The 21034-nt window shown below is 66.9% G+C and carries 25 protein-coding genes; 17 read left to right on the top strand and 8 right to left on the bottom strand.

Translation table 11 applies throughout. From position 1 onward, the window contains the following. Positions 1 to 27: 27 nt before the first annotated feature. Positions 28 to 924, bottom strand: coding sequence for a LysR family transcriptional regulator (locus LF63_RS09365; RefSeq protein ID WP_043101269.1), 897 nt, complete (start codon positions 922 to 924; stop codon positions 28 to 30). Between the two features lie 97 nt (positions 925 to 1021). Between LF63_RS09365 and LF63_RS09360 the strand changes: the two genes are divergently transcribed. From LF63_RS09360 to truD, 12 genes are all read left to right on the top strand, one after another. Next, positions 1022 to 1585, top strand: coding sequence for a DsrE family protein (locus tag LF63_RS09360; RefSeq protein WP_235205298.1), 564 nt, complete (start codon positions 1022 to 1024; stop codon positions 1583 to 1585). 28 nt (positions 1586 to 1613) lie between these two features. Further along, the gene (locus LF63_RS16140; RefSeq protein ID WP_200877545.1) at positions 1614 to 3323 is read left to right on the top strand and encodes a substrate-binding domain-containing protein; all 1710 of its coding nucleotides are present in this window, start codon (positions 1614 to 1616) and stop codon (positions 3321 to 3323) included. Next, positions 3320 to 4285, top strand: coding sequence for a c-type cytochrome (locus LF63_RS09345; RefSeq protein ID WP_052394908.1), 966 nt, complete (start codon positions 3320 to 3322; stop codon positions 4283 to 4285). Before LF63_RS16140 ends, LF63_RS09345 begins: the two co-directional genes overlap by 4 nt. 155 nt (positions 4286 to 4440) lie before the next feature. Further along, entirely contained in the window at positions 4441 to 6117 is a 1677-nt protein-coding gene (gene pyrG, locus LF63_RS09340) for a CTP synthase (RefSeq protein ID WP_043103570.1), read from the top strand. Further along, positions 6114 to 6944 carry a 3-deoxy-8-phosphooctulonate synthase gene (kdsA, locus tag LF63_RS09335; RefSeq protein ID WP_043101265.1) on the top strand — a complete coding sequence of 277 codons (831 nt, stop codon included), beginning with the start codon at positions 6114 to 6116 and terminating at the stop codon, positions 6942 to 6944. The genes pyrG and kdsA overlap by 4 nt, the downstream gene beginning before the upstream one ends. Before the next feature lie 52 nt (positions 6945 to 6996). Then, positions 6997 to 7374, top strand: coding sequence for a hypothetical protein (locus LF63_RS09330; protein WP_043101264.1), 378 nt, complete (start codon positions 6997 to 6999; stop codon positions 7372 to 7374). Between the two features lie 13 nt (positions 7375 to 7387). Further along, positions 7388 to 8689 (top strand): phosphopyruvate hydratase, encoded by a 1302-nt coding sequence (eno, locus tag LF63_RS09325; protein ID WP_043101263.1) that lies wholly within the window; start codon positions 7388 to 7390, stop codon positions 8687 to 8689. A 19-nt stretch (positions 8690 to 8708) separates the two neighbouring features. Continuing rightward, a complete protein-coding gene (gene ftsB, locus LF63_RS09320) occupies positions 8709 to 9011 on the top strand; it encodes a cell division protein FtsB (RefSeq protein WP_043101262.1) in 303 nt (100 codons plus the stop codon). Next, complete coding sequence (gene ispD, locus LF63_RS09315; RefSeq protein ID WP_043101260.1) at positions 9001 to 9699, top strand: 2-C-methyl-D-erythritol 4-phosphate cytidylyltransferase; 699 nt, start codon at positions 9001 to 9003, stop codon at positions 9697 to 9699. Before ftsB ends, ispD begins: the two co-directional genes overlap by 11 nt. A gap of 16 nt (positions 9700 to 9715) precedes the next feature. Next, positions 9716 to 10192: a 2-C-methyl-D-erythritol 2,4-cyclodiphosphate synthase gene (gene ispF / locus LF63_RS09310; protein ID WP_043101258.1), complete on the top strand. Its 477-nt coding sequence runs from the start codon at positions 9716 to 9718 to the stop codon at positions 10190 to 10192. A gap of 187 nt (positions 10193 to 10379) precedes the next feature. Beyond that, positions 10380 to 11822, top strand: coding sequence for a magnesium transporter (mgtE, locus tag LF63_RS09305; protein ID WP_043101254.1), 1443 nt, complete (start codon positions 10380 to 10382; stop codon positions 11820 to 11822). 79 nt (positions 11823 to 11901) lie between these two features. Continuing rightward, a complete protein-coding gene (gene truD, locus LF63_RS09300) occupies positions 11902 to 12924 on the top strand; it encodes a tRNA pseudouridine(13) synthase TruD (protein ID WP_043101251.1) in 1023 nt (340 codons plus the stop codon). 19 nt (positions 12925 to 12943) lie between these two features. Here truD and LF63_RS09295 read toward each other — a convergent pair whose 3' ends face one another. The 6 genes from LF63_RS09295 to LF63_RS09270 form a co-directional block, all read right to left on the bottom strand. Further along, complete coding sequence (locus tag LF63_RS09295; protein WP_043101248.1) at positions 12944 to 13216, bottom strand: hypothetical protein; 273 nt, start codon at positions 13214 to 13216, stop codon at positions 12944 to 12946. A 399-nt stretch (positions 13217 to 13615) separates the two neighbouring features. Next, on the bottom strand, positions 13616 to 14143 hold the full coding sequence (locus LF63_RS09290) for a GTP-binding protein (protein WP_043101246.1): 528 nt from the start codon (positions 14141 to 14143) through the stop codon (positions 13616 to 13618). Positions 14144 to 14182: 39 nt separating this feature from the next. Beyond that, positions 14183 to 15100 carry a hypothetical protein gene (locus tag LF63_RS09285; RefSeq protein WP_043101244.1) on the bottom strand — a complete coding sequence of 306 codons (918 nt, stop codon included), beginning with the start codon at positions 15098 to 15100 and terminating at the stop codon, positions 14183 to 14185. Positions 15101 to 15164: 64 nt separating this feature from the next. Next, positions 15165 to 15521, bottom strand: a complete 357-nt coding sequence (locus LF63_RS09280; protein WP_043101241.1) for a hypothetical protein — start codon at positions 15519 to 15521, stop codon at positions 15165 to 15167. 60 nt (positions 15522 to 15581) lie between these two features. Then, entirely contained in the window at positions 15582 to 16034 is a 453-nt protein-coding gene (locus LF63_RS09275; protein ID WP_152569307.1) for a roadblock/LC7 domain-containing protein, read from the bottom strand. Between the two features lie 215 nt (positions 16035 to 16249). Beyond that, positions 16250 to 16792 carry a Smr/MutS family protein gene (locus LF63_RS09270; protein WP_043101235.1) on the bottom strand — a complete coding sequence of 181 codons (543 nt, stop codon included), beginning with the start codon at positions 16790 to 16792 and terminating at the stop codon, positions 16250 to 16252. 104 nt (positions 16793 to 16896) lie between these two features. On the opposite strand from LF63_RS09270, the gene surE reads away from it, so the two are divergent. From surE to LF63_RS15265, 5 genes are all read left to right on the top strand, one after another. Continuing rightward, a complete protein-coding gene (gene surE, locus LF63_RS09265; RefSeq protein ID WP_043101233.1) occupies positions 16897 to 17679 on the top strand; it encodes a 5'/3'-nucleotidase SurE in 783 nt (260 codons plus the stop codon). Then, positions 17676 to 18359 carry a protein-L-isoaspartate(D-aspartate) O-methyltransferase gene (locus tag LF63_RS09260; protein WP_043101230.1) on the top strand — a complete coding sequence of 228 codons (684 nt, stop codon included), beginning with the start codon at positions 17676 to 17678 and terminating at the stop codon, positions 18357 to 18359. Before surE ends, LF63_RS09260 begins: the two co-directional genes overlap by 4 nt. A 53-nt stretch (positions 18360 to 18412) precedes the next feature. After that, positions 18413 to 19021, top strand: coding sequence for a YqaA family protein (locus LF63_RS09255; protein ID WP_043101228.1), 609 nt, complete (start codon positions 18413 to 18415; stop codon positions 19019 to 19021). After that, complete coding sequence (locus LF63_RS09250; RefSeq protein WP_043101226.1) at positions 19018 to 19950, top strand: peptidoglycan DD-metalloendopeptidase family protein; 933 nt, start codon at positions 19018 to 19020, stop codon at positions 19948 to 19950. Before LF63_RS09255 ends, LF63_RS09250 begins: the two co-directional genes overlap by 4 nt. A 101-nt stretch (positions 19951 to 20051) precedes the next feature. Continuing rightward, entirely contained in the window at positions 20052 to 20417 is a 366-nt protein-coding gene (locus tag LF63_RS15265) for a zinc-ribbon domain and TM2 domain-containing protein (protein ID WP_052394905.1), read from the top strand. Positions 20418 to 20505: 88 nt separating this feature from the next. On the opposite strand, the gene LF63_RS09240 is transcribed toward LF63_RS15265, so the two are convergent. Beyond that, on the bottom strand, positions 20506 to 20874 hold the full coding sequence (locus LF63_RS09240; RefSeq protein WP_043103565.1) for a DUF805 domain-containing protein: 369 nt from the start codon (positions 20872 to 20874) through the stop codon (positions 20506 to 20508). Positions 20875 to 21034 lie beyond the last annotated feature (160 nt).

Below are 21034 nucleotides of genomic sequence, written 5' to 3'. Positions count from 1 at the left end.
CATGGGCCACAGGTACGCCGTCCGCGCTCAGAGGCGATCGCCGAGACCGGGCTGCAGGCGTTCCAGAAAGGCGTGCTGCAGCGGCGCCAGTGCGGCGGTGGCGCGGTGCAGCACTTTCAGCGGGCGACGGATGTGCAGCGAACGCAGCCCGAGTTCGCACAGCAGGCCGTCGCGCAGTTCCGTCTGCATGCAGATGCGCGGCAGCCAGGCCACGCCGCCGCCGTGGATCGCCGCTTGCTTCAGCGCTTCGGTGTTGCCGAACTCCATGATCCTGTCCGGAGCGTCCATGCCCCGTTCGCGCAGCAGCGTGGTGATGACTTCGCGCGTGCCCGAGCCGCGTTCGCGCATCAGCAGCGGTTGCCGCACGACCTGTTCGAGATGCAGCCGCTTGCGCGCCAGCAGCGGATCGCCGGCGGCGACGACCGGCACCAGTTCATCTTCCTGGAAGGTGACCGCGGCCAGGCCGTCCACATGCAATGGCCCCTCGATGAAGCCCAGCATGAAGCGCAGATCCACCACGCCGCGCGAGACCTGTTCGGTGTTGCCTACGAACAGTGTCACTTCGATGTCCGGATGCTGCGTGCGCATGCCGGCCAGGATGCGCGGCAGCACGTAGGTGCCGATGGTGTTGCTGGCGCCAAGCGTGAGCCGCCCGCTGCGCGCCTCGGCGACCTCGCGCACGGCGGCCTCGGCGGCGTGTTCGATCGCGAACAGGCGGGTGGCGTGTTCGTACAGCACCTGTCCGGCCTGGGTCAGCTGCATGCCGCGCGGCATGCGCTCGAACAGCGTCACGCCGAGGCGGGCCTCGAACGTCTTCAGCTCGCGCGACAGCGCCGGCTGCGAGATGTGCAGGCGGCGTGCGGAGGCGCTGATGCTGCCGGTCTCGGCAATCGCGTGGAAGATCGACAGGTGATGAAGATTCATATCATGAATATATAGATAGCTTGCTTTATTTGCATTGGATGCATTGGTTAGCCTTGCGCCATGATCGACGCACGTCCATCCCACGAAGAGGTGCGCCGTGCGCAAGTACCGTCTAATCCATGTCGCGACGATCATGTTGGTGGCGCTGCTGGCCCTGCCGCTGCAGGCGCTGGCCGCCGGCGATGGCTTCTGGTCGACGCCGACCATCCACGGCTACGGCAAGATTCACTACATGCCGGATGCCGCCTACAAGCCGGACCCGCACGCGACCTACAAGATCGTGTTCGCGCTGACCAAGGGGCCGAAGTCGCCGGATCAGGTCAACGGTTCGCTCGATCACGTGGCGCGCGCCGTGAACCTGTACGTCGCATCGGGTGTACCGCTGGATCACCTCAAGATCGTCGCGGTGGCTTCCGGCGCGGCGACGCCGCTGGCGCTGGACAACGCGCATTACCGCGCCAAGTTCGGCGTCGACAATCCGAACCTGAAACTGATCGAGGAGCTGCGCAAGGCCGGCGTCGACGTGTCGGTTTGCGCGCAGGCCGTGGCCGAGCATCACTTTGAATACGGCTGGGTGTCCAAGCAGGTGACGCTGGCGCTGTCCGGGCTGACCACGATCACCGTCCTGCAGCAGCAGGGCTACGCACTGGCTCCGTTCTGATCGAGGCCATCGCCAGGAGATCGCCATCATGACATCGCGTATCGCAAAACGCGCCGCGACGCTGATGCTGGCCGCGCTCGCGGCGGCGGCCGGCATCGCGCCGATAACCGCCGTGGCGCAGGCTGCACGGCAAGCCATGCCGCTGGGCGTGTTCCCGCCGTGGCAGGGCGGGCGCAACAACGACAGCCTGCATCGCGGCCTGGAGTTCACCATTCCGCAGGTCGACAATCTAGCCGACTTCCACGGCAACCCCGGCACGGCGCAACTGGTGCTGTACGTGGCCGGCAACTACTACTTCGCGATGGCGCCGCTGGTGCAGGCCTTCGAGCGGCAGCATCCGCAGTACCGCGGCAAGCTGTACTGGGAGACGATCCCGCCGGGACTGCTGCAGACGCAGATGCAGGCTGGCGGCACGATCACCGTCGGCAACATGACCTGGACCGCGCCGCCGGACGTGTACATGGCGGGGCTGGGCCGCGTGAAGAAGATGGTGCAGGAGGGTGCGCTGGAGGCGCCGGTCGTGCCGTTCGTGACCAACGATCTGACCATCATGGTGCCGAAGGGCAACCCGGCGCACATCCGCAGCCTGGCCGACCTGGCGCGCGCCGACGTCAAGCTGGCCATGCCCAATCCGGCCTTCGAGGGCATCGGTAAGCGCATCGAGAAGGCGCTGGTGAAAGCCGGCGGGCCGGAGCTGCTGAAGGCTGTCTACACGGACAAGGTCAAGGCCGGCAGCACCGAGCTGACGCACATCCATCATCGGCAGACGCCGCTGTGGATCATGCAGGGGCGGGTGCAGGGCGGCGTCACCTGGCAGTCGGAGGCGCGCTTCCAGGAGATGGCCGGTCACCCGATCGCGCATGTCGCCATCCCCGCCGCGCACAACGTCACCGCGATCTACGCCGGCGCCATCGTGCGCGGCGCGCCGCACGCCGAGGCGGCGCGCGACTGGCTGACATTCTCCATTCGTCACAGGCGCTGGCCATCTTCAAACGCTACGGCTTCAAGGCGTACGATGCCGAAGCGCGCTGAAGCACACGGGGAACAGGTCATGACGATATCAACGGGGTGGCGATCGCTCGCCGCATGGGCCGCGCTGCTGACGATAGCCATGGCGATCTGCGGCGTCGCCGGCGCGCAAACGCCGGATGCCGCGAAGATCGCGACGATGGGCAACGGTCGCGGCGCGGCGCCGTGCTCGGCCTGTCACGGCGACCATGGCGGCGGTCAGGATGCGGCCGGTTATCCGCGGCTGGCGGGTCTCGACAAAGCGTATCTGCTGAAGCAACTGAACGACTTCGCCAGCGGCGCGCGCAGCAATCCAGTGATGCAGCCCAACGCCAAGACGCTCAGCGTGGCCGAGCGCGAGGCGATGGCGGCGTACTACAGCGCGATGCCCGTACCGGCCGCGGCGCAGCATCGCGACGCCAAGCCCGTGCCGGACGACGATCCGGGCGCGCGCCTGGCGCTGCAGGGGCGCTGGAGCGACAAGCTGCCCGCCTGCGTGCAGTGTCACGGCCCACACGGTGTCGGCGTGGGCGCGAACTTTCCGCCGCTGACAGGGCAGCCGGCGAACTACCTGATCGCGCAGCTCAATGGCTGGAAGCAGGGCCTGCGCAGCAACGATCCGCTGCAGCTGATGCAGCACGTCAGCTCGGCGCTGAGCGAGAGCGACATCCGCCACGTGGCCGCCTGGTTCGCGGCCCAGCCGATCGACGCCAAGGGAGCGACGCCATGACCGCCGTACCGCATCCGCTGCGCTGGCTGACGCCGGTTCTCGCCCTGACGCTCGCGGCGTGCTCCGGTTCGTCGCCACCGGCCGCGCCCGCCGCACCGGCCACGGCGCCCGCGCCTGCCAAGGCCGCCACGGCTTCGCCCGCGCCGTCGAAGGACGTGGCGAAGACCTTCACGCCGCCGCCCGCCGACAGCATTCCGGACACGCCGTTCGGCAAGATGGTGCGCGAAGGGCGGGCGATCTTCACCGACACACAGACGCACGCCAAGGCCTACGTCGGCAACGGTCTGAACTGCAGCAACTGCCACCTCGACGCCGGCCGCCTGCCCAACGCCGCGCCGCTGTGGGCGGCCTGGGGCATGTACCCGGCCTACCGCAGCAAGAACGGCCACGTGAATACGTTTGCCGAGCGCCTGCAGGGCTGCTTCCGCTACAGCATGAATGGCAAGGCGCCGCCGCCCGACAGCGAAGTCATCGTGGCGCTGGAAAGCTATAGCTACTGGCTGGCGCAGGGTGCGCCGACCGGCGTGGCGCTGGCCGGTCGCGGCTATCCGAAGCAAGGCTTCAAGCCGCCGCAGCCGCCCGATTTCGCGCGCGGACAGAAGGTCTTCGAGACGAGCTGCGCGCTTTGCCACGGCAAGGACGGTCAGGGCCAGAAGGTGGCCGGTCGCTACGTGTTTCCGCCGCTGTGGGGGCCGGACTCGTTCAACTGGGGCGCGGGCATGCACCAGCTGAACAACGCCGCGGCCTTCATCAAGGCGAACATGCCGCTGGGACGCGGCGGCATGCTCAGCGATCAGGATGCCTGGGACGTGGCCATGTTCATGGACGCGCACGAGCGTCCGCAGGACCCGCGCTTCAATGGCAACGTGGCCGAGACGCGCAAGAAGTACCACGACAGCAAGATGTCGCTGTACGGCACGGTGGTGAACGGCCATTTGCTGGGGTCCGGTCCGGACCGCTGAGGCGCGGCGCGATCGATCCGCGCGTCCACGACCGAGGCCCGGCTTGTGTCGTGGACGCCAACGGCGGTCCCGCGCCTGAACCACGACGCATGCCGGACTCGCAGCATCGGGTGCGAGTCTGTAGAATGGCCTTTTACCAGCATGAGCCGTCGTTCATGACCCCTCTGATCTTCGTCACTGGCGGTGTGGTGTCCTCGCTTGGCAAGGGCATCGCGGCGTCGTCGCTGGCGGCCATTCTCGAGGCGCGCGGCCTCAACGTCACCATGATGAAGCTGGATCCCTACATTAATGTGGATCCGGGCACCATGAGTCCCTTCCAGCACGGCGAGGTGTACGTCACCGACGACGGCGCCGAGACCGATCTGGACCTGGGGCATTACGAACGTTTCGTGCGCACGCGCCTGACCGGCCGCAACTCCATCACTACCGGCAAGATCTACGAGAGCGTGATCCGCAAGGAGCGCCGCGGCGACTACCTGGGCGCGACGGTGCAGGTGATTCCGCACATTACCGATCAGATCAAGCATTCGGTCTACGAGGCCACCCGCGGCCACGACGTCGCCCTGGTCGAAATCGGCGGCACGGTCGGCGACATCGAGTCGCTGCCGTTCCTCGAAGCCATCCGTCAGCTGCGCATCGAGCACGGCCCGGAGAAGTGCCTGTTCATGCACCTGACCCTGGTGCCGTACATCAAGGCCGCTGGCGAGATCAAAACCAAGCCGACCCAGCATTCGGTCAAGGAACTGCGCTCGATCGGCATCCAGCCGGACATCCTGGTGTGCCGCTGCGAGCAGCCGCTGCCGGACGGCGAGCGCCGCAAGATCGCGCTGTTCACCAACGTGCCGGAGAAGGCCGTCATCAGCGCGGTCGATCTGGACGTCATCTACAAGCTGCCCTCGTGGCTGCACAAGCAGGGCCTGGACGACATCGTGGTGCGTCAGCTGGGACTGGAGGCCAAGCCGGCCGACCTGTCCGAGTGGGACGCCACGGTCGAGGCTGTCGAGCATCCGCGCGACGTGGTCACGGTCGCCATCGTCGGCAAGTACGTCGAGCACAAGGATGCCTACAAGTCGCTGGGCGAGGCGCTGCGTCATGGCGGCATCAAGCAGAACACCGCCGTGCACCTGAAGTGGCTGGATTCCGAGCAGATCGAGGCCGAAGGCGCCGAGGCGGTGCTGGGCGACGTCGACGCCATCCTGGTGCCGGGCGGTTTCGGCAAGCGCGGCTTCGAGGGCAAGGTGCAGGCGGCGCAGTACGCCCGCGAGCGCAAGGTGCCGTACTTCGGCATCTGCTACGGCATGCACGCGGCGGTGGTCGATTTCGCCCGTCACGTGGCCGGTCTGGAAGGCGCCGATTCCAGCGAGAACGACCGCCACGCCAAGGACCCGGTGATCGCCCTGGTGACCGAGTGGACCACGGCCAGCGGCGAGGTCGAGAAGCGCAGCGAGCAGTCCGACCTGGGCGGCACCATGCGCCTGGGCGCGCAGGAGGCGCGACTCAAGCCGGGCACGCTGGCGCATCAGTTGTACGGCCGCGACGTGGTGCGCGAGCGCCACCGCCATCGCTACGAATTCAACAACCGCTATCGCCAGTCGTTCGAGGATCTCGGCATGGTGGTGTCGGGCAAGTCGATGGACGACCTGCTGGTCGAGGTGATCGAGCTGCCGCCGCAGGCGCATCCGTGGTTCCTGGCCTGCCAGGCGCATCCGGAATTCACCTCCACGCCGCGCGACGGCCATCCGCTGTTCATCGGTTTCGTGCGCGCCGCGCGTGAGTTCCATGCCGTGCGCGAAGGCCATACGCTGGCCGAAGCGCAGGAGGCCTCGGCATGATGCTGTGCCATTTTGAAGCCGGCCTGGACCGGCCGCTGTTCCTGATCGCCGGCCCGTGCGTGGTCGAGTCCGAGCAGCTGCAGATCGACACCGCCGGCACGCTGAAGGAGATCACGTCCGCGCTGGGCATGCCGTTCATCTTCAAGTCCAGCTTCGACAAGGCCAACCGTTCGTCCGGTTCGAGCTTCCGCGGACTGGGCATGGAAGAGGGCCTGCGCATCCTCGGCGAGGTCAAGCGCCAGGTCGAGGTGCCGGTGCTGACCGACGTGCACGAGTACACGCCGTTCGACGAGGTCGCGGCGGTGGTCGACGTGCTGCAGACGCCCGCGTTCCTGTGCCGCCAGACCGACTTCATCCAGAAGGTCGCGTCGGTCGGCAAGCCGGTCAACATCAAGAAGGGCCAGTTCCTGGCGCCGTGGGACATGAAGAACGTCGTCGACAAGGCGCGTGCCGTCGGCAACGAACAGATCATGGTCTGCGAGCGCGGCGTCAGCTTCGGCTACAACAACCTGGTCTCGGACATGCGCAGCCTCGCGGTGATGCGCGAGACGCAGTGTCCGGTGGTGTTCGACGCTACCCATTCGGTGCAGCTGCCGGGCGGGCAGGGTTCGAGTTCGGGCGGACAGCGCGAGTTCGTGCCGGTGCTGGCGCGCGCGGCCGTGGCGGCCGGCGTGGCTGGTCTGTTCGCGGAGACGCATCCGGACCCGGACAAGGCGCTCAGCGACGGTCCCAATGCCTGGCCGCTGGATCGCATGAAGGCGCTGCTGGAAACGCTGATGGAGCTGGACGCCGTGGTCAAGCGGCGCGGATTTCTCGAACAGGCCTGAACGCGCGCAGCGGATCGAATCGACATCGGAACACCAGGGGGGAGAGTGTTACATGAACGAAAGCATCGCCATCCAGCCACCGCCGATTGCACCGCCCGCCGAACCGCGCAGCCAGTCAGGCCTCGGCATCGCATCCTTCGTGCTGGGTCTGCTCGACATGCTGCTGCTGATTGTCATGTTCTTCATGGCGGTGGCCATCAACGTCAACAACGGTGGCGTATCGCCTGGCGAAGATGACCCGCAGACAATCATGCTCGGTCTGTTCGTCATCCTCATCGGCATCTTCGCCTTGGTCGGTCTCGGCCTCGGCATCGCCGCCACGGTGCAGACAGCGCGCCGTCGTGCGCTCGGGATCACCGGTCTGTGCCTGAACGGCGCGGTGTGCCTGCTGATCGTCCTTCTACTCATCATCGGTCTGACCGCAAGCTAGCTGACAGGAAACCATGAGCACAGTCATCCAACGCATCCACGCCCGCGAAATCCTCGATTCGCGCGGCAATCCCACCCTCGAAGCCGACGTCACGCTGGCCGACGGCAGCACCGGCCGCGCCGCGGTGCCGTCCGGCGCCTCGACCGGCACCCGCGAAGCCGTCGAGCTGCGCGACGGCGACAAGGGCCGCTACCTCGGCAAGGGCGTCACCCGGGCCGTCGGCAACGTCAACACGGTCATCGTCGATGCCCTGAAGGGTTTCGATGCCGCCGATCAGAGGGGGCTGGATGCGAAGCTGATCGCGCTCGACGGCACCGACAACAAGGGCAAGCTGGGCGCCAACGCGCTGCTCGGCGTGTCGATGGCCGCCGCGCATGCGGTCGCGGCCTCGCGCGGCGTGCCGCTGTGGCAATACCTGGCTGGCGGTCGCTCCGTACAGTTGCCGGTGCCGATGATGAACATCATCAACGGCGGCGCGCACGCCGACAACAACGTCGACGTGCAGGAATTCATGGTCATGCCGGTGGGCCTGCCGAGCTTCCGCGAAGCATTGCGCGCCGGCGCGGAAATCTTTCATGCACTGAAGAGCGTGCTGAAGGGCCGCAGCCTGCACACCACCGTGGGCGACGAGGGCGGCTTCGCGCCGGACCTGCGCTCCAACGAGGAAGCCATCGAGACCATTCTCGAAGCCATCGGCAAGGCCGGCTACAACGCCGGCGGCGACGTCTGGCTGGGTCTGGACGCGGCCTCGTCCGAGTTCTACAAGGACGGCAAGTACGATCTGGCGGGCGAGGGCAAGGCCTACGATTCGGCCGGCTTCATCGACGTGCTGGCCGGCTGGTGCGACAAGTACCCGATCCTGACCATCGAGGACGGCATGGCCGAGCAGGACAACGCCGGCTGGAAGGCGCTGACCGAGCGTCTGGGCAGCCGCATCCAGCTGGTCGGCGACGACAATTTCGTGACCAACCCGAAGATCTTCCGCAAGGGTATCGACGATGGCATCGCCAACGCCATCCTCATCAAGGTCAACCAGATCGGTACGCTCAGCGAGACCCTGGAGACCATCGCGATGGCCGATGCGGCCAAGTACGCGGCGGTGATCTCGCATCGTTCCGGCGAGACCGAGGACACCACCATCGCCGACATCGCGGTGGCGACGACGGCCACGCAGATCAAGACCGGTTCGCTGTCGCGCAGCGATCGCGTCGCCAAGTACAACCAGCTGCTGCGCATCGAGGAACAGTTGGGTGATGCGGCGCGCTACGCTGGACGCGACGCGTTCCCGAACCTGTCGTCCTTCCCGGACGCATGACGGGACGCGGGCCGCTGCCATGCTGCGCTGGATCGGACTGCTGCTGATCGGACTGCTGCTGGTCCTGCAGTGGAAGCTGTGGATCGGCGCCGACGGTATTCGCGAAGTGCACGCGCTGCGTGCCAGTGTGGCCGCGCAGCGCGAGGAAAACACACAGCTCACGCGCCGCAATCAGGCGCTGGAGGCCGACGTGAAGGACCTCAAGCACAACGGTCAGGCCGTCGAGTCGCGCGCGCGGTCCGAACTGGGCCTCATCAAGCCCGGCGAGACCTTCTATCAGGTGGTCGAGCCGGCATCGGCGAGCAGCAGCCATGACCGCTGAGCGCGCTTTCTGGTGCGTGGTGCCGGCGGCCGGACACGGTCGCCGCTTCGGCAGCGAAGTGCCCAAGCAGTACATGCCGCTGGCCGGACAGCCGCTGATCCTGCGCACGCTGGAGCGACTGGCGGCGCATCCGCGCATCGCCGGTCTGATGGTGGTGCTGGCCGAGGGCGACAGCGCCTGGGTCGGCATCGACAGCATGGACGGCAAGCCCGTGCGTACCGCCATCGGCGGCGACGAACGCGCGCATTCGGTGCTGGCCGGCGTGCGCGCGTTGCCGGACACGGTAACCGCGGATGACTTCGTGCTGGTGCATGACGCCGCGCGTCCCTGCGTGCGCGCGAGCGACATCGAGCAGCTCGTCGTGCGCGTCACGCAGGCCGACGGCGGCCTGCTTGGCGCACCGCTGCGCGACACGCTCAAGCGCGCCGACGCCCACGGCTGCAGCACCGGCACGGAGCCTCGCGAAGGTCGCTGGCGCGCCTTCACGCCGCAGATGTTCCGTCGTGGCGCGCTCGATCGCGCGCTGGCGCAGGCGCTGGCCGACGGCGTGGCGATCACCGACGAAGCCATGGCGATGGAGCGCGCTGGGGTCACGCCGCTGTTGGTCGAGGGCAGCGAGGACAATCTCAAGATCACCACCCGCGCCGACCTGGCGCTGGCCGAGTTTCTGCTGCCGCGCACGCGGTAGCGCACGGAGTTCGACGATGCGGATTGGACAGGGCTTCGACGTGCACGCCTTTGCTCCCGGCGACCATCTGATGCTGGGCGGCGAACGCATCGCGCACACCCACGGCGTGGCCGCCCACTCGGACGGCGACGTGGTGATCCATGCCCTATGCGACGCCTTGCTCGGCGCGCTGGCGCTGGGCGATATCGGCCGACACTTCCCGCCGTCCGACCCGCAGTGGAAGGACGCCGACAGCCGCGATTTCCTCGGCGCCGTTGCCGGCATGATCGAGGCGCGCGGGTATCGCGTGGGCAATGCCGACATCACGGTCGTCTGCGAACGTCCCAAGATCGGCCCGCACGCCGACGCCATGCGCGCCAACCTCGCGCTGGATCTGAACGTCGATGCGTCCCGCATCAGCGTCAAGGCCACGACCACCGAACGCCTGGGCCTGACCGGCCGCGGCGAGGGCATCGCCGCGCTGGCCGTTGTCCTGCTGGAATCGCTGGACTGATTCCCGGCCGCGTCCGCAAACGCGCGCCCCAAGCCGGGACGCTGCTGGTATCATGTGCGGATTCACCGGCACAACGTCGGAACTCACCGTTATGGACGTACCCAGTCAACCTCCCAGTTTGAACGTAACGTTCACCTTGACCCGGTAACTCCGAAGGCGCGCTCCGCCCTCGGGGACGGAGCGTGTCATGAGCGAAGTCGAAACTCGCAAGCCGCAGAGCCGCCTGCAGGAGCAGTTCGCGCAGATCAACGATTTGCTGCAGCGTCAGCGTCAGGCTGAGGAACTGCTGCGCCGTCACGGCGGCGAACACAAGCGCGTCGAGAACCTGATGCAGCGGCAGAATCGTGCCGAACTGCAGCGCTGTCTCGACGGTCTGCATCCGGCCGATATCGCCTACATTCTCGAAGCCCTGCCGCTGGAAGACCGTCTGGTCGTGTGGCAGCGCGTGAAGGCCGACCGCGACGGCGACATCCTGCTGGAAGTCTCCGACGCGGTGCGCGAAAGCCTGATCGCGGACATGGACGAGGGCGAGATTCTCGCCGCTATCGAGCCGCTGGATTCGGACGAACTGGCCGATCTGGTCGAGGACCTGCCGCCGGAGGTCCTGCCCGAGCTGATGGCCAGCCTCGACCCGCAGCAGCGCGAGCAGGTGCAGTCGGCGCTGTCCTACGACGAGGACCAGGTCGGCGCGCTGATGGACTTCGAGATGGTCACGATCCGCGAGGACGTGACGCTGGAAGTCGTGCTGCGTTACCTGCGCCGCTTCGACGAGTTGCCGGAGCAGACCGACAAGATTTTCGTCATCAACCACGACAGCGTGCTGACCGGCGTGCTGCCGCTGAAGTGGCTGGTGGTCAATTCGCCGGACAAGAGCGTCGGCGAGGTGATGGCGCGCGACGTCAACACCTTCCTGCCGACCGACGACGCCGACGATGCGGCGCAGGCGTTCGAGCGCTACGACTTGATTTCCGCGCCGGTCGTTGATGGCGGCGGGCGCCTGATCGGCCGCCTGACCATCGACGTCATGGTCGACCGCATCCGCGAGGAGAGCGAGTCCGAGGCGCTCGGTCGCGCCGGTCTGCGCCAGGAAGAAGACATCTTCGCCTCGGTCTGGGCCTCGGTGCGCAACCGCTGGTCGTGGCTGGCGATCAACCTGGTCACGGCGTTCCTGGCCTCGCGCGTGATCGGCCTGTTCCAGGGCTCCATCGAGAAGCTGGTGGTGCTGGCCACGCTGATGCCTATCGTCGCCAGCATCGGCGGCAGTTCGGGCAACCAGACCATCATCAAGATCGTGCGCGCGATCGCCACGGACCAGGTCGGTCTCAACGCGATCTGGCGTCTGTGGCGCAAGGAGCTCGGCGTCGCCTTCTTCAACGGTCTGATCTGGGGCGGCGTGATCGGCGCGGTGGTGGCGCTGATGTACCACGACATTCCGCTCGGTCTGGTGATGACCGTGGCCATGGTGCTGGAACAGATGCTGGCGGCGGTGATGGGCGTGGGCATTCCGATGCTGATGCTGCGTCTGGACCGCGATCCGGCGATGGGCTCGAACATCTTCCTGGTCTTCATGACCGACAGCGGCGGCTTCTTCATCTTCCTGGGGCTGGCCTCCATCTTCCTGTTGCACTGAGACGCGCGGGCCGCGAGCGGTACTTGCCGCGTTGCGCCGTGCGTCCGATGCACTTTTCAACAACGACTCGTTTCCTGCCATGACGTCATCCGATCACGAACTCCCCCACGCCCACGGCGGCCCGCCGCTGACCGGCCGGCTACGCGCCGCGCCCGAAGATTTCGTGGTCGAGGAAATCCTCGGTTATGCGGCGGACGGCGAGGGCGAGCATGCGCTGCTGACGGTGGAGAAGCGCGGTCACGACACGCAGTGGGTGGTGCGCGAGTTGGCGCGCTTCGCGGACATCTCGCCGGTGGGCGTCGGTTTCGCCGGTCTCAAGGATCGGCATGCCGTGACGCGCCAGGCGATCTCGGTGCATCTGGCCGGTCGTGCCGAACCGGACTGGGCGGCGTTTCCGCACGAGGGCGTGCGCATCCTCGACAGCACGCGCCACCGGCGCAAGCTCAAGCGCGGCGCACTGTCCGGCAACCGTTTCGTGCTGACCCTGCGCAACGTGCAGGGCGACCGCGACGCCGCCGAACGCGTGCTGAGCGCCATGGCCGAGCGCGGCGTGCCCAATTACTTCGGCGATCAGCGCTTCGGTCGCGGCGGCGCCAACGTCGACCGCGCACGCGCGATGTTCGCCGGCCAGCGCGTGGACAAGCGCACCCGCTCGCTGCTGCTTTCGGCCGCGCGTTCGGAACTGTTCAATCGCGTGCTCGCCGGCCGCGTCGCCGACGCCTGCTGGGACTCTCCGCTGGACGGCGAGGTCTGGGCGCTGGCCGGCTCGCGCTCGTGGTTCGGTCCGGAGCCGTTCGACGACACGCTGGCCGATCGTCTGCAGCGCGGCGACATTCATCCGTCCGGCCCGCTGTGGGGCAAGGGCGAGCCGCCGACCGCGGGCGCCGCCGGCGCGCGTGAGCGCGAGGTCGGCGACGCCGAGCCGGAGCTCGTCGCCGGTCTGATCGCCGCGGGCATGGACCAGGAACGTCGCGCTCTGCGCCTGATGCCGCAGCAGCTCAGCTGGGCGTGGCTCGACGATGCCTCGCTGCAACTGCGCTTCGCATTGCCGGCCGGCAGCTACGCGACGGTGGTCGTGCGCGAACTGGCGCGCACCGTCTGAAACACCGCTCGGGAGCGCTTCAGATCGCGTCTGCATCCTCGCGCGGCATCGTTCGCGCGGGCGTCTTCTTCGGATAGGCGAAGCGCGCGATCAATGGCGCGTAGCGCATCAGCAGCAAACCGACGGCCAGGTGGGTGATGCCCTGCAGGAAGAAGCCGAACGGCGTCGTGTAGCCGGGGGAATAGAATCCCTTGATCTCGTTGAACTCCGCCACGAAGTCGCCGAGGCTGTAGTAGACGCTCCACGCGCCCAGCACGCGCAGCGCGAGACAAAACCATTTGTAGGTCGACATACATGGCTCCCCAGTGGATGTGTGATGCCGCAAGCGTGCGTTCGCGACGGAATGTCGATTTGTCGGTACGTCGCGGTGCGGCGCATCGCGCCCGTTCCCGATCGGTACCGTTCCCCCACGGCAGGTTCGATGCGTCGAAAGGGCGCATCGTCGGCCAGCATAGCGGGCTTTGGAGGCGGGTGCGTCAGGTTATCGTTCGGGCCATAACTTGCCTCTGGCAAGGACCCGTCTCCGGCGCATTTCCATCGACATGCGGTTCGCGCAAATGCGCCGCATCGACTTGTCGATTCATGCGCTGATGCGCTTACAGCGCGTGAAGCGCCGTGTGCGGAAGATGGCCATGGCGTTGTCGAGGCGATCGGGCGACGGGCGCGAAACCGTCGCCACAACCCGATTCCGTCAAGCGAAGCTGTAAACCAGCGCCCGCACCAGCTGCTGCGCCTGCTCGCGGTCGCGGGCGTCGATGGTGAACACCGGCAGGGTCGTCTTGCGCTCGGCCAGCAAGGCGCGCAGGGCGTCCATGCGGAAGTCGCGCGCCTGGTCGCTGCGGGTGATGCCGATGGCGATCGGGGTGTCCGGGGTGATGCTCTGGATGGCATCGAGCCACTCGCTGCACATCGTCAGGATGTCCGGCTGATCGGCCGCCAGCAGCACGATCACGCCCAGCGCACCTTGCAGAATGATCGGGCGCATGTGTGCGAAGTGATCCTGCCCGGGCAGGCCGAACATCTGCAGCGGCGTGCCGTCGTCGAGCATGACCGTGGAGAAATCCAGCGCCACGGTCGTGGTGGTCTTCTCGCCCATCGGCCCGTCGGTCAACGGCATTTCGGTGGAGACCGGTTCGTCATCGGACAGCGAGCGCAGCGTGGTGGTCTTGCCAGCGCCGACCGGACCGGCGAGGACGATTTTCACCATGCCATCAAACATGATCGTGTTCCGTATCGAGGTGTGTGCGGGAAAAATGGTTCATCGTTTCAGTCCGAAGTGACGGGCGATGCTCGCCCAGATGCCCTGCTTGCGGGCATCGGCGACGGGACGAGGCGCGGTCTGCGGTGCGACGGCATCCGCTTGCAGCAGTCCCGCAGCAGAGAACGCCCACAGCGAGGGTCGGATCAGCGACGCGGCGGGACTCCCGTTCAAGGCGGTTTCCAGCTCGCTCGGCGAGGTCGGTCCCTGGGTCAGACGTGCGACCACCGCCATCGCGTCGCGTAGCGCGGGCACGCTGCCCAGGTCGGGCCAGGCCTTCAAGTGATAGCGGCCGTCCGGATAGGGCGGCAGTTTTTCGTTCGCGGCGTGCGCGATGTGCAGCAGGTAGGCTTCCAGGCTCGAAGAAATGGCGTGTTCCGGCAGCGCTTCCGGCGCACGCAGGCCGAGTTCGCCGGAGTCTTCCGCCAGCGCCTGCTGAATCGCCAGCAGGTCCGAGTGCGTGGCCGCGAAAATGCGGCCGGTCTGCGGGCGCAGATAGACGACGCGTCGGTCCAGCAACACGTCCACCGGGCGATGGCGCCATGCGCCATCGAACAGCGCATGCAGCGCCGTGGCTGCGTCATCGGGTTTCGCGGTTGGCGCAAAGGTCGTCGGTTTCAGCAGTTCGCGCATGCGGCGCGCGATGTCCACGGCCGCCGCATCACGACCGATGACGGGATACTCGGCGTCGTTGACCGCTGCGCCGACGGCGAGCACGGCGGTGCCGCGACGGTGGGCGATGTCGAGGGCTTTCTGGCCGTACAGATCATCGCCGGCGGCGATCAGGAGATGACAACGCGTGCCGTTCCAGGCATCGACCTGCATGTTGATCTTGTACGCACCGAGAAGGGAAGCCGCGATGCGCAGGCGTTGCTCGAACGCCTGACTGAGTGCGGCGATACGGATGTCGAAGCGCATGCGTCCAGCTCCAATGGGGGAGGGGGAGAGGAACGGCCGCCATCCATGGCGGCCGGGCGCGCGATCAGGAGAAGTCCAGCGTCTTCTCGAAGGCGCGCAGTTCGTGACGAGCCATGGCGAGGTTGGACTTGCTGCGGTCCAGAACCACGTACAGGAAGAGGTTCTGGTTGCTTTCCAGCGGGCGGATCAGGTGGTACTGCTTGGACAGGTTGATGAGGATGTCCTCGATGGTGTCGTTGAGCTGCAGTGCAGCCGCGACCTTGCGCTTGGCGCGCACCACTTCGGTATTGCCCGCAGCGGCGACTTCCAGATCGACGGCGTTGCCATCGCCGGCCAGCAGCATGCCGCTGTCGGCGTCGACCAGAGCGCCAGCCAGGTAGCCGTCGATTTCGCGCAGCGCATCGAGTGTGATCTTTGCCATGGTTTTCAGTTTCCTTGTTGTGGGTTGTGGGTATGGGTTGCGGGCAGGCCCGCCTTGGGGTCAGGCACCGTCGTCGAGCACGGCGGCCAGTTTGGAGGCCGTGTCCAGCGCGTGGCGCAGGGTCATGGCGAAGGTTTCCGAACGGTCGGTCCACAGGCACAGGGCGTGGGTCTTGTGATTGGACGGCACGCGCACCAGCACGATCGTGCCGTGCTCGGTGGCGATGCTGTTGTACGAGGCGGTGCTTTGCAGGGACTCACGGCTGAAGGACTCGGCCAGTCCGAGCAGCGAGCTGGTGATGGCCGCCACCCGTGGCGCCTTGGCGACTTCCTGGTTCGGATTGCCGCTGGCGTATGCGCGGCCGTCGACGGTCGCCATCACGGCATTGCCTACGGCAGGCTGTTCCTGCAGCAGGCGCTGCAGGATTTCGGTGCAGCGTGTTTGCGTGGATGCTTTTTTTGTGACGGTATCGACAGGTTGTGTCGTTGCTGCGGGGAAGGTTGCGGAAGTCATGTGTAAACGCTTTCTGTGGGTAGTCGATTCAAGCAGAATCCATTCCAGATCATATGTTTATCGGGAAGAAACGGCTCCGCGGGGCTTGGTTGGGTCATGTCTGTATGTGTGATGCATTTCACATTTGCTGGCAACGCAAAAAGAATGCCGCCCATGGTCTATACGTGACGAAAAGGGGCATGGATGCATCGCGGCGCCATCGGCGCCGTTGCGGGTCAGCGCAGCAGGACGACGACGGCCCCGGTGCCGCCCTGGGCGGGACGGGCCGAAGCGAACGCCAGCACGTCGCTGCGGCGTCGCAGCAGGCGGTCGGTCAGACCCTTTAGGACCGGTCCGCCCGGCCGTGAGCGCAGGCCCTTGCCGTGCACGATGCGCACGCAGCGCCAGCCTTCGGCGTGGGCTTCGTCCAGCAGGTCCAAGATGCTGGCGCGGGCCGCCTCGGCATTCATGTGGTGCAGGTCGATCTCGCCCTGGATGCTGAACTGGCCGCGCTTGAGCCGACGCAGCAGCTTCGGCGAGTGGCCTTCGCGCAGGTAGCTCAGCTCCTCACCGATTTCGATCAGCGCCGGGTCGTAATCGGCACGCAGCAGGTCGCCGGCCACGGCGGCTTCGTCCGCCTCGCGCATGTGCGCCCGCGGGCGGGGACGCGGTTTCTCGGGCACCGGCGGCTCGGCTTCGATGCGACGCACGGGACCGACCGCATCGCGGAACAGCGCGATGTCGTCGGTGCTCGGCTCGGGCGGGGCGCGGCGGGACATGGGCCTATCCTAGCGCGGGGCAGGTCGGGCCTGAATCGGCTAGAATGCGAGGCTGTTCCCCGGTGCCGCTGGGCGCCGGTTTCTCCGCTTCAAGATGGTCCCCGATGCGAGTTCTAGTTAGCAATGACGACGGCGTGGATGCACCGGGCATCCATGTCCTGGCCGAGCGCCTTTCCGCCCTGGGCGAAGTCACCGTGGTCGCGCCCGACCGCGACCGTTCGGGGGCCAGCAACTCGCTGACGCTGGACCAGCCGATCCGCGTGTTGACCATGGAGAACGGCTACCACCGCGTGGCCGGCACGCCGACCGATTGCGTGCATCTGGCACTGTCGGGCCTGCTCGACACGCAGCCGGACATCGTGGTGTCGGGCATCAACAATTCCGCCAACCTCGGCGACGACGTGATCTATTCGGGCACGGTCTCCGCGGCGATGGAAGGGCGTTTTCTCGGCCTGCCGGCGATCGCCGTGTCGCTGGTCAGCGAGGACCATCGCGGGCAGCATTACGAATCGGCGGCGCGCGCCGTGCTGATTCTGGTGCAGCACCTGCTGAAGGACCCGCTGCCGGCCGACACCATTCTCAACGTCAACGTGCCGGATCGGCCGTGGTCGGAGATCCGCGGCTTCGAGGTCACGCGTCTGGGCAAGCGGCATCCGTCGGCGCCGTGCATTCGCCAGGAAGATCCGCGCGGACGGCCGGTGTGGTGGATCGGCCCGGCCGGCGAGGTCGACGACGACAGTCCGGGCACCGACTTCAACGCGGTCAGCCGCGGCTACGTGTCGGTGACGCCGATTCATACCGATCTGACCCGCTTCCAGGCGCTGGACAAGGTTAGCGGCTGGGTCGGCGCGATGAGCCACGAGCTGCACGGCGAGGACGCCGCATGAAGACGCATGCCCTTTCGGCTTCGGCTCTGCGTGGCGAAGGACTGACCTCGCAGCGCGCGCGCGATCGTCTGGTCGCGCATCTGCGCGAGGAGGGCATCAAGGATCTGCGCGTGCTCGACGCGATTCGTCGCCTGCCGCGTCATCTGTTCATCGACGAGGCGCTGGCCTCGCGCGCCTACGAGAACACGGCACTGCCGATCGGCCACGGCCAGACCATCTCGCAGCCGTGGGTGGTGGCGCGCATGACCGAGGCGCTGATCGAACGCGGCGTGCCGCAGCGCGTGCTGGAGATCGGCACCGGCTCCGGCTATCAGGCCGCGGTGCTGGCGTCGCTGGTGCCGCAGATCCACACTGTCGAACGCATCGAGGAGCTGCTGCGCAAGGCGCGTCGCCGCTTCCGTCAGCTGGGCATCGAGAACCTGCGCTCCAAGCATGACGACGGCAACCTCGGCTGGCCCGAGGAAGCGCCGTTCGACGCGATCATCCTTACCGCCGCGGGCGAGGGCATTCCGCAGGGGCTGTTCGACCAACTGGCGCCGGGCGGCGTGCTGGTGGCGCCGGTCGGGCCGAGCGGCGCGCAGACGCTGCTGCGTCTGACCCGCGACGCGCAGACCGGCGAGGTCCTGCCCGAGGATCTGGGCCAGGTCAGCTTCGTGCCCCTGCTGGGCGGATTGGTCTGAATGGCCGCACATAGGCGCCGGTCGACCCGGCTTGCGCAGGAGTTTCCGCACTGATGCGACTTTTCGGTCCCCTGTACGAGCGTGCGCTGCGTTGGTCGAAGCACCCGCACGCGGAACGCTATCTGGCCGGTCTCAGCTTTATCGAGGCGTTCATTTTTCCGATCATGCCCGAGGTGATGCTGGCGCCGATGGCGTTGGCCAAGCCCGAACGCGCGTTCCGCTTTGCCAGCGTCAGCCTGATTTTCTCGTTGCTCGGTTCGCTGGTCGGTTACGCGCTGGGCCACTACGCGTTCGAGGCGCTACGGCCGCTGCTGGCCGATCTGCATCTGCTGGCGTCGATCGAGCATGGCGTGACCAGCCTGCGTGCGCAGATGACCACGCACTTCTGGGGCATGATGCTGGTGCTGCTGTTGGCCGCGCTGCAACCGGTGGTGCCGATGAAGTTCATCACCTGGGCTTCGGGCATCGTCGGCGTGCCGTTGATTCCGTTTCTGCTGTGCATGGCGCTCGGCCGTGGCAAGCGCGTGTATCTGCTGGCGTTGCTGATCCGTTTGTTCGGCAAGCGCGCCGAGGACATCCTGCATCGCCATATCGAACGCATCGGTTGGGCCGCGCTGATCTTGCTGGCGGGACTGGTGGTCTGGTGGCTGTTGGCACGATGAAATTGATCGTGCGCCCGGCTATGCTGATCGCCATGCTCAGGAATGTCGTCGCCAGTCTTCTCGTCGCCTGCCTGCTGACCGCGTGCGTGGTGCCGCACCACTCGGTCGTGATCGAGTCCACGCCCGGTCCGCAGACCGACGCCCGCGGCGTGCCGGTGCATGCCAGCGGTCCGATGACGGACTCGCACTACACCGTGGTGCGCGGCGACACGCTTTACAGCATCGCTTTCCGCGCGGGTGTGGATTTCCGCGACCTGGCGCGCTGGAACGGCATCCCCGCACCGTACGTGATCCATCCCGGTCGTCGCCTGCGGCTGACGTCGCCGCCGCGCGTGGCCGGTGTACCCAGCCGACCGGTCTTTCAGCCGGTGACGCCGCCGAGTTCGGCGAAGCCGCCGGTACCGCATCCGCCGACGCATGCAGCGGTTCCCGCCACACCGGCGCCGGAGGCCGCGCGCGCCGTCAGTACCACCATTCCGGTGGCGGGCGAGGTCACGCCGCCGGATCGCGCGCCGGTGTCGGCCGCGGCCGTGCCATCCGCGCCGTCCCGCAGCACCGGCGGCGTCGCTTGGCGCTGGCCGGCCGACGGCGCGATCATCAATGCTTTCAACCCGTCCGACCCGATCCCCGGCATCGAAATCGCGGGCAAGGCTGGCGATCCGGTGCGCGCGGCTGCCGACGGCGTGGTGGTCTACAGCGGCAATGGCCTGGTCGGTTACGGCGAACTGATCATCATCAAGCACAACGACACCTACCTGTCCGCCTATGGCCACAATCGCAAACGCCTGGTGCGCGAAGGCGAGCGCGTGCGCGCGGGGCAGGTCATCGCCGAGATGGGTTCCACCGGCGCATCGCGCAACGAGCTGGAATTCCAGGTCCGCAAGGACGGCAAGCCGGTCGATCCGACGCATTACCTGCCATCGCGTTGACGCGGCTAGGTGCGCCGAACGGTGCGTGCTTGGATTACACTCGCAGGGTCTCCTGCGCCTGCGCGCAGGCGTCTTTATCGAAGCGATACAGGGGGAGTGCGATGTTTTGCAGTCATTGCGGTAGCGAAGTGGCCGACCATGCCGTGGTCTGCGTGAAATGCGGTGCCTCGGTCGCCGGGCGCATGCCGCCGCAGGCGGCGACGGCGAGCGCGGGCGTGGCGCCGCCGGTGCAGGGGAGCACCACGACCATCGGCAAGAGCCGCGTCGCCTATGTCCTGTTCGGCGTGTTCCTGGGTGGTCTGGGCATCCACAATTTCTATGCCGGCTATGCGGGACGCGGGGTGGCGCAGTTGCTGGTCAGCCTGTTGCTGGGCTGGTTGATCGTTCCGCTGCTGGCGGTCTACATCTGGGTGATCGTGGAAGTGTGCACGGTGGAGCAGGACGCCTACGGCGTACCGTTCACCTGAGATCGCCGCACCGTCTCGATGGCAAGCATGCGAAAAGGGCGCGTCCGTCACCGGGCGCGCCCTTTGTCATGTCGTTGTCGACCGATGGTCAGGCGGAAATCTGCTTCGGGTTCGGGCCGTATTCGTTGGCCGGCGCGCTGTCGAGCACCATGAACACCAGCAGCACGATGCCGCCGATGATCGGAATCAGGCCGATCAGAATCCACCATCCGCTCCGCCCGGTATCGTGCAGCCGACGCACCGTGACGCCGAGCGACGGCAGGAACACAGCCAGCGCGTACAGACCCGTGAGCAGATTGAGACCGTGCCGGTTGGTGTGCATGCCCAGCAGCATGGCGAGCAAGAAGAGCACGATGTAGGCGATCGTGTTGAACAGCTGGAACATCCAGTATTCCATGCGCCGCGCGCGACCGTCGAAGACGAAGTACTTCTTGAGAACGTCCAGGTACCCGTTCAAGGTCTTTCCCCCGATGAGCATCTTGCGGTGCGTTGTCGTTGCGGTTCCGATGTCTCGGAGCCTCCCCCTCCGGCAGGCGCTGACGACCTCGGCCTGCTCGGTCGAGCATCGCAGTCCGGCACATGCACGGCAAGGTGCGGGCGTGCGCGTGCAAGACGTT

Origin of the sequence: Oleiagrimonas soli, from assembly GCF_000761445.1 — a bacterium.
Lineage (GTDB): Bacteria > Pseudomonadota > Gammaproteobacteria > Xanthomonadales > Rhodanobacteraceae > Oleiagrimonas > Oleiagrimonas soli.
This window is presented reverse-complemented; position numbering and strand designations above follow the sequence as displayed.

Excerpts from the sequence above, each read along its gene's own strand:
- LF63_RS09365 (WP_043101269.1), bottom strand. The coding sequence starts at position 924 with ATGAATCTTCATCACCTGTCGATCTTCCACGCGATTGCCGAGACCGGC.
- LF63_RS16140 (WP_200877545.1), top strand. The coding sequence starts at position 1,614 with ATGACATCGCGTATCGCAAAACGCGCCGCGACGCTGATGCTGGCCGCG.
- LF63_RS09345 (WP_052394908.1), top strand. The coding sequence starts at position 3,320 with ATGACCGCCGTACCGCATCCGCTGCGCTGGCTGACGCCGGTTCTCGCC.
- pyrG (WP_043103570.1), top strand. The coding sequence starts at position 4,441 with ATGACCCCTCTGATCTTCGTCACTGGCGGTGTGGTGTCCTCGCTTGGC.
- kdsA (WP_043101265.1), top strand. The coding sequence starts at position 6,114 with ATGATGCTGTGCCATTTTGAAGCCGGCCTGGACCGGCCGCTGTTCCTG.
- LF63_RS09330 (WP_043101264.1), top strand. The coding sequence starts at position 6,997 with ATGAACGAAAGCATCGCCATCCAGCCACCGCCGATTGCACCGCCCGCC.
- eno (WP_043101263.1), top strand. The coding sequence starts at position 7,388 with ATGAGCACAGTCATCCAACGCATCCACGCCCGCGAAATCCTCGATTCG.
- ftsB (WP_043101262.1), top strand. The coding sequence starts at position 8,709 with ATGCTGCGCTGGATCGGACTGCTGCTGATCGGACTGCTGCTGGTCCTG.
- ispD (WP_043101260.1), top strand. The coding sequence starts at position 9,001 with ATGACCGCTGAGCGCGCTTTCTGGTGCGTGGTGCCGGCGGCCGGACAC.
- ispF (WP_043101258.1), top strand. The coding sequence starts at position 9,716 with ATGCGGATTGGACAGGGCTTCGACGTGCACGCCTTTGCTCCCGGCGAC.
- mgtE (WP_043101254.1), top strand. The coding sequence starts at position 10,380 with ATGAGCGAAGTCGAAACTCGCAAGCCGCAGAGCCGCCTGCAGGAGCAG.
- truD (WP_043101251.1), top strand. The coding sequence starts at position 11,902 with ATGACGTCATCCGATCACGAACTCCCCCACGCCCACGGCGGCCCGCCG.
- LF63_RS09295 (WP_043101248.1), bottom strand. The coding sequence starts at position 13,216 with ATGTCGACCTACAAATGGTTTTGTCTCGCGCTGCGCGTGCTGGGCGCG.
- LF63_RS09290 (WP_043101246.1), bottom strand. The coding sequence starts at position 14,143 with ATGTTTGATGGCATGGTGAAAATCGTCCTCGCCGGTCCGGTCGGCGCT.
- LF63_RS09285 (WP_043101244.1), bottom strand. The coding sequence starts at position 15,100 with ATGCGCTTCGACATCCGTATCGCCGCACTCAGTCAGGCGTTCGAGCAA.
- LF63_RS09280 (WP_043101241.1), bottom strand. The coding sequence starts at position 15,521 with ATGGCAAAGATCACACTCGATGCGCTGCGCGAAATCGACGGCTACCTG.
- LF63_RS09275 (WP_152569307.1), bottom strand. The coding sequence starts at position 16,034 with ATGACTTCCGCAACCTTCCCCGCAGCAACGACACAACCTGTCGATACC.
- LF63_RS09270 (WP_043101235.1), bottom strand. The coding sequence starts at position 16,792 with ATGTCCCGCCGCGCCCCGCCCGAGCCGAGCACCGACGACATCGCGCTG.
- surE (WP_043101233.1), top strand. The coding sequence starts at position 16,897 with ATGCGAGTTCTAGTTAGCAATGACGACGGCGTGGATGCACCGGGCATC.
- LF63_RS09260 (WP_043101230.1), top strand. The coding sequence starts at position 17,676 with ATGAAGACGCATGCCCTTTCGGCTTCGGCTCTGCGTGGCGAAGGACTG.
- LF63_RS09255 (WP_043101228.1), top strand. The coding sequence starts at position 18,413 with ATGCGACTTTTCGGTCCCCTGTACGAGCGTGCGCTGCGTTGGTCGAAG.
- LF63_RS09250 (WP_043101226.1), top strand. The coding sequence starts at position 19,018 with ATGAAATTGATCGTGCGCCCGGCTATGCTGATCGCCATGCTCAGGAAT.
- LF63_RS15265 (WP_052394905.1), top strand. The coding sequence starts at position 20,052 with ATGTTTTGCAGTCATTGCGGTAGCGAAGTGGCCGACCATGCCGTGGTC.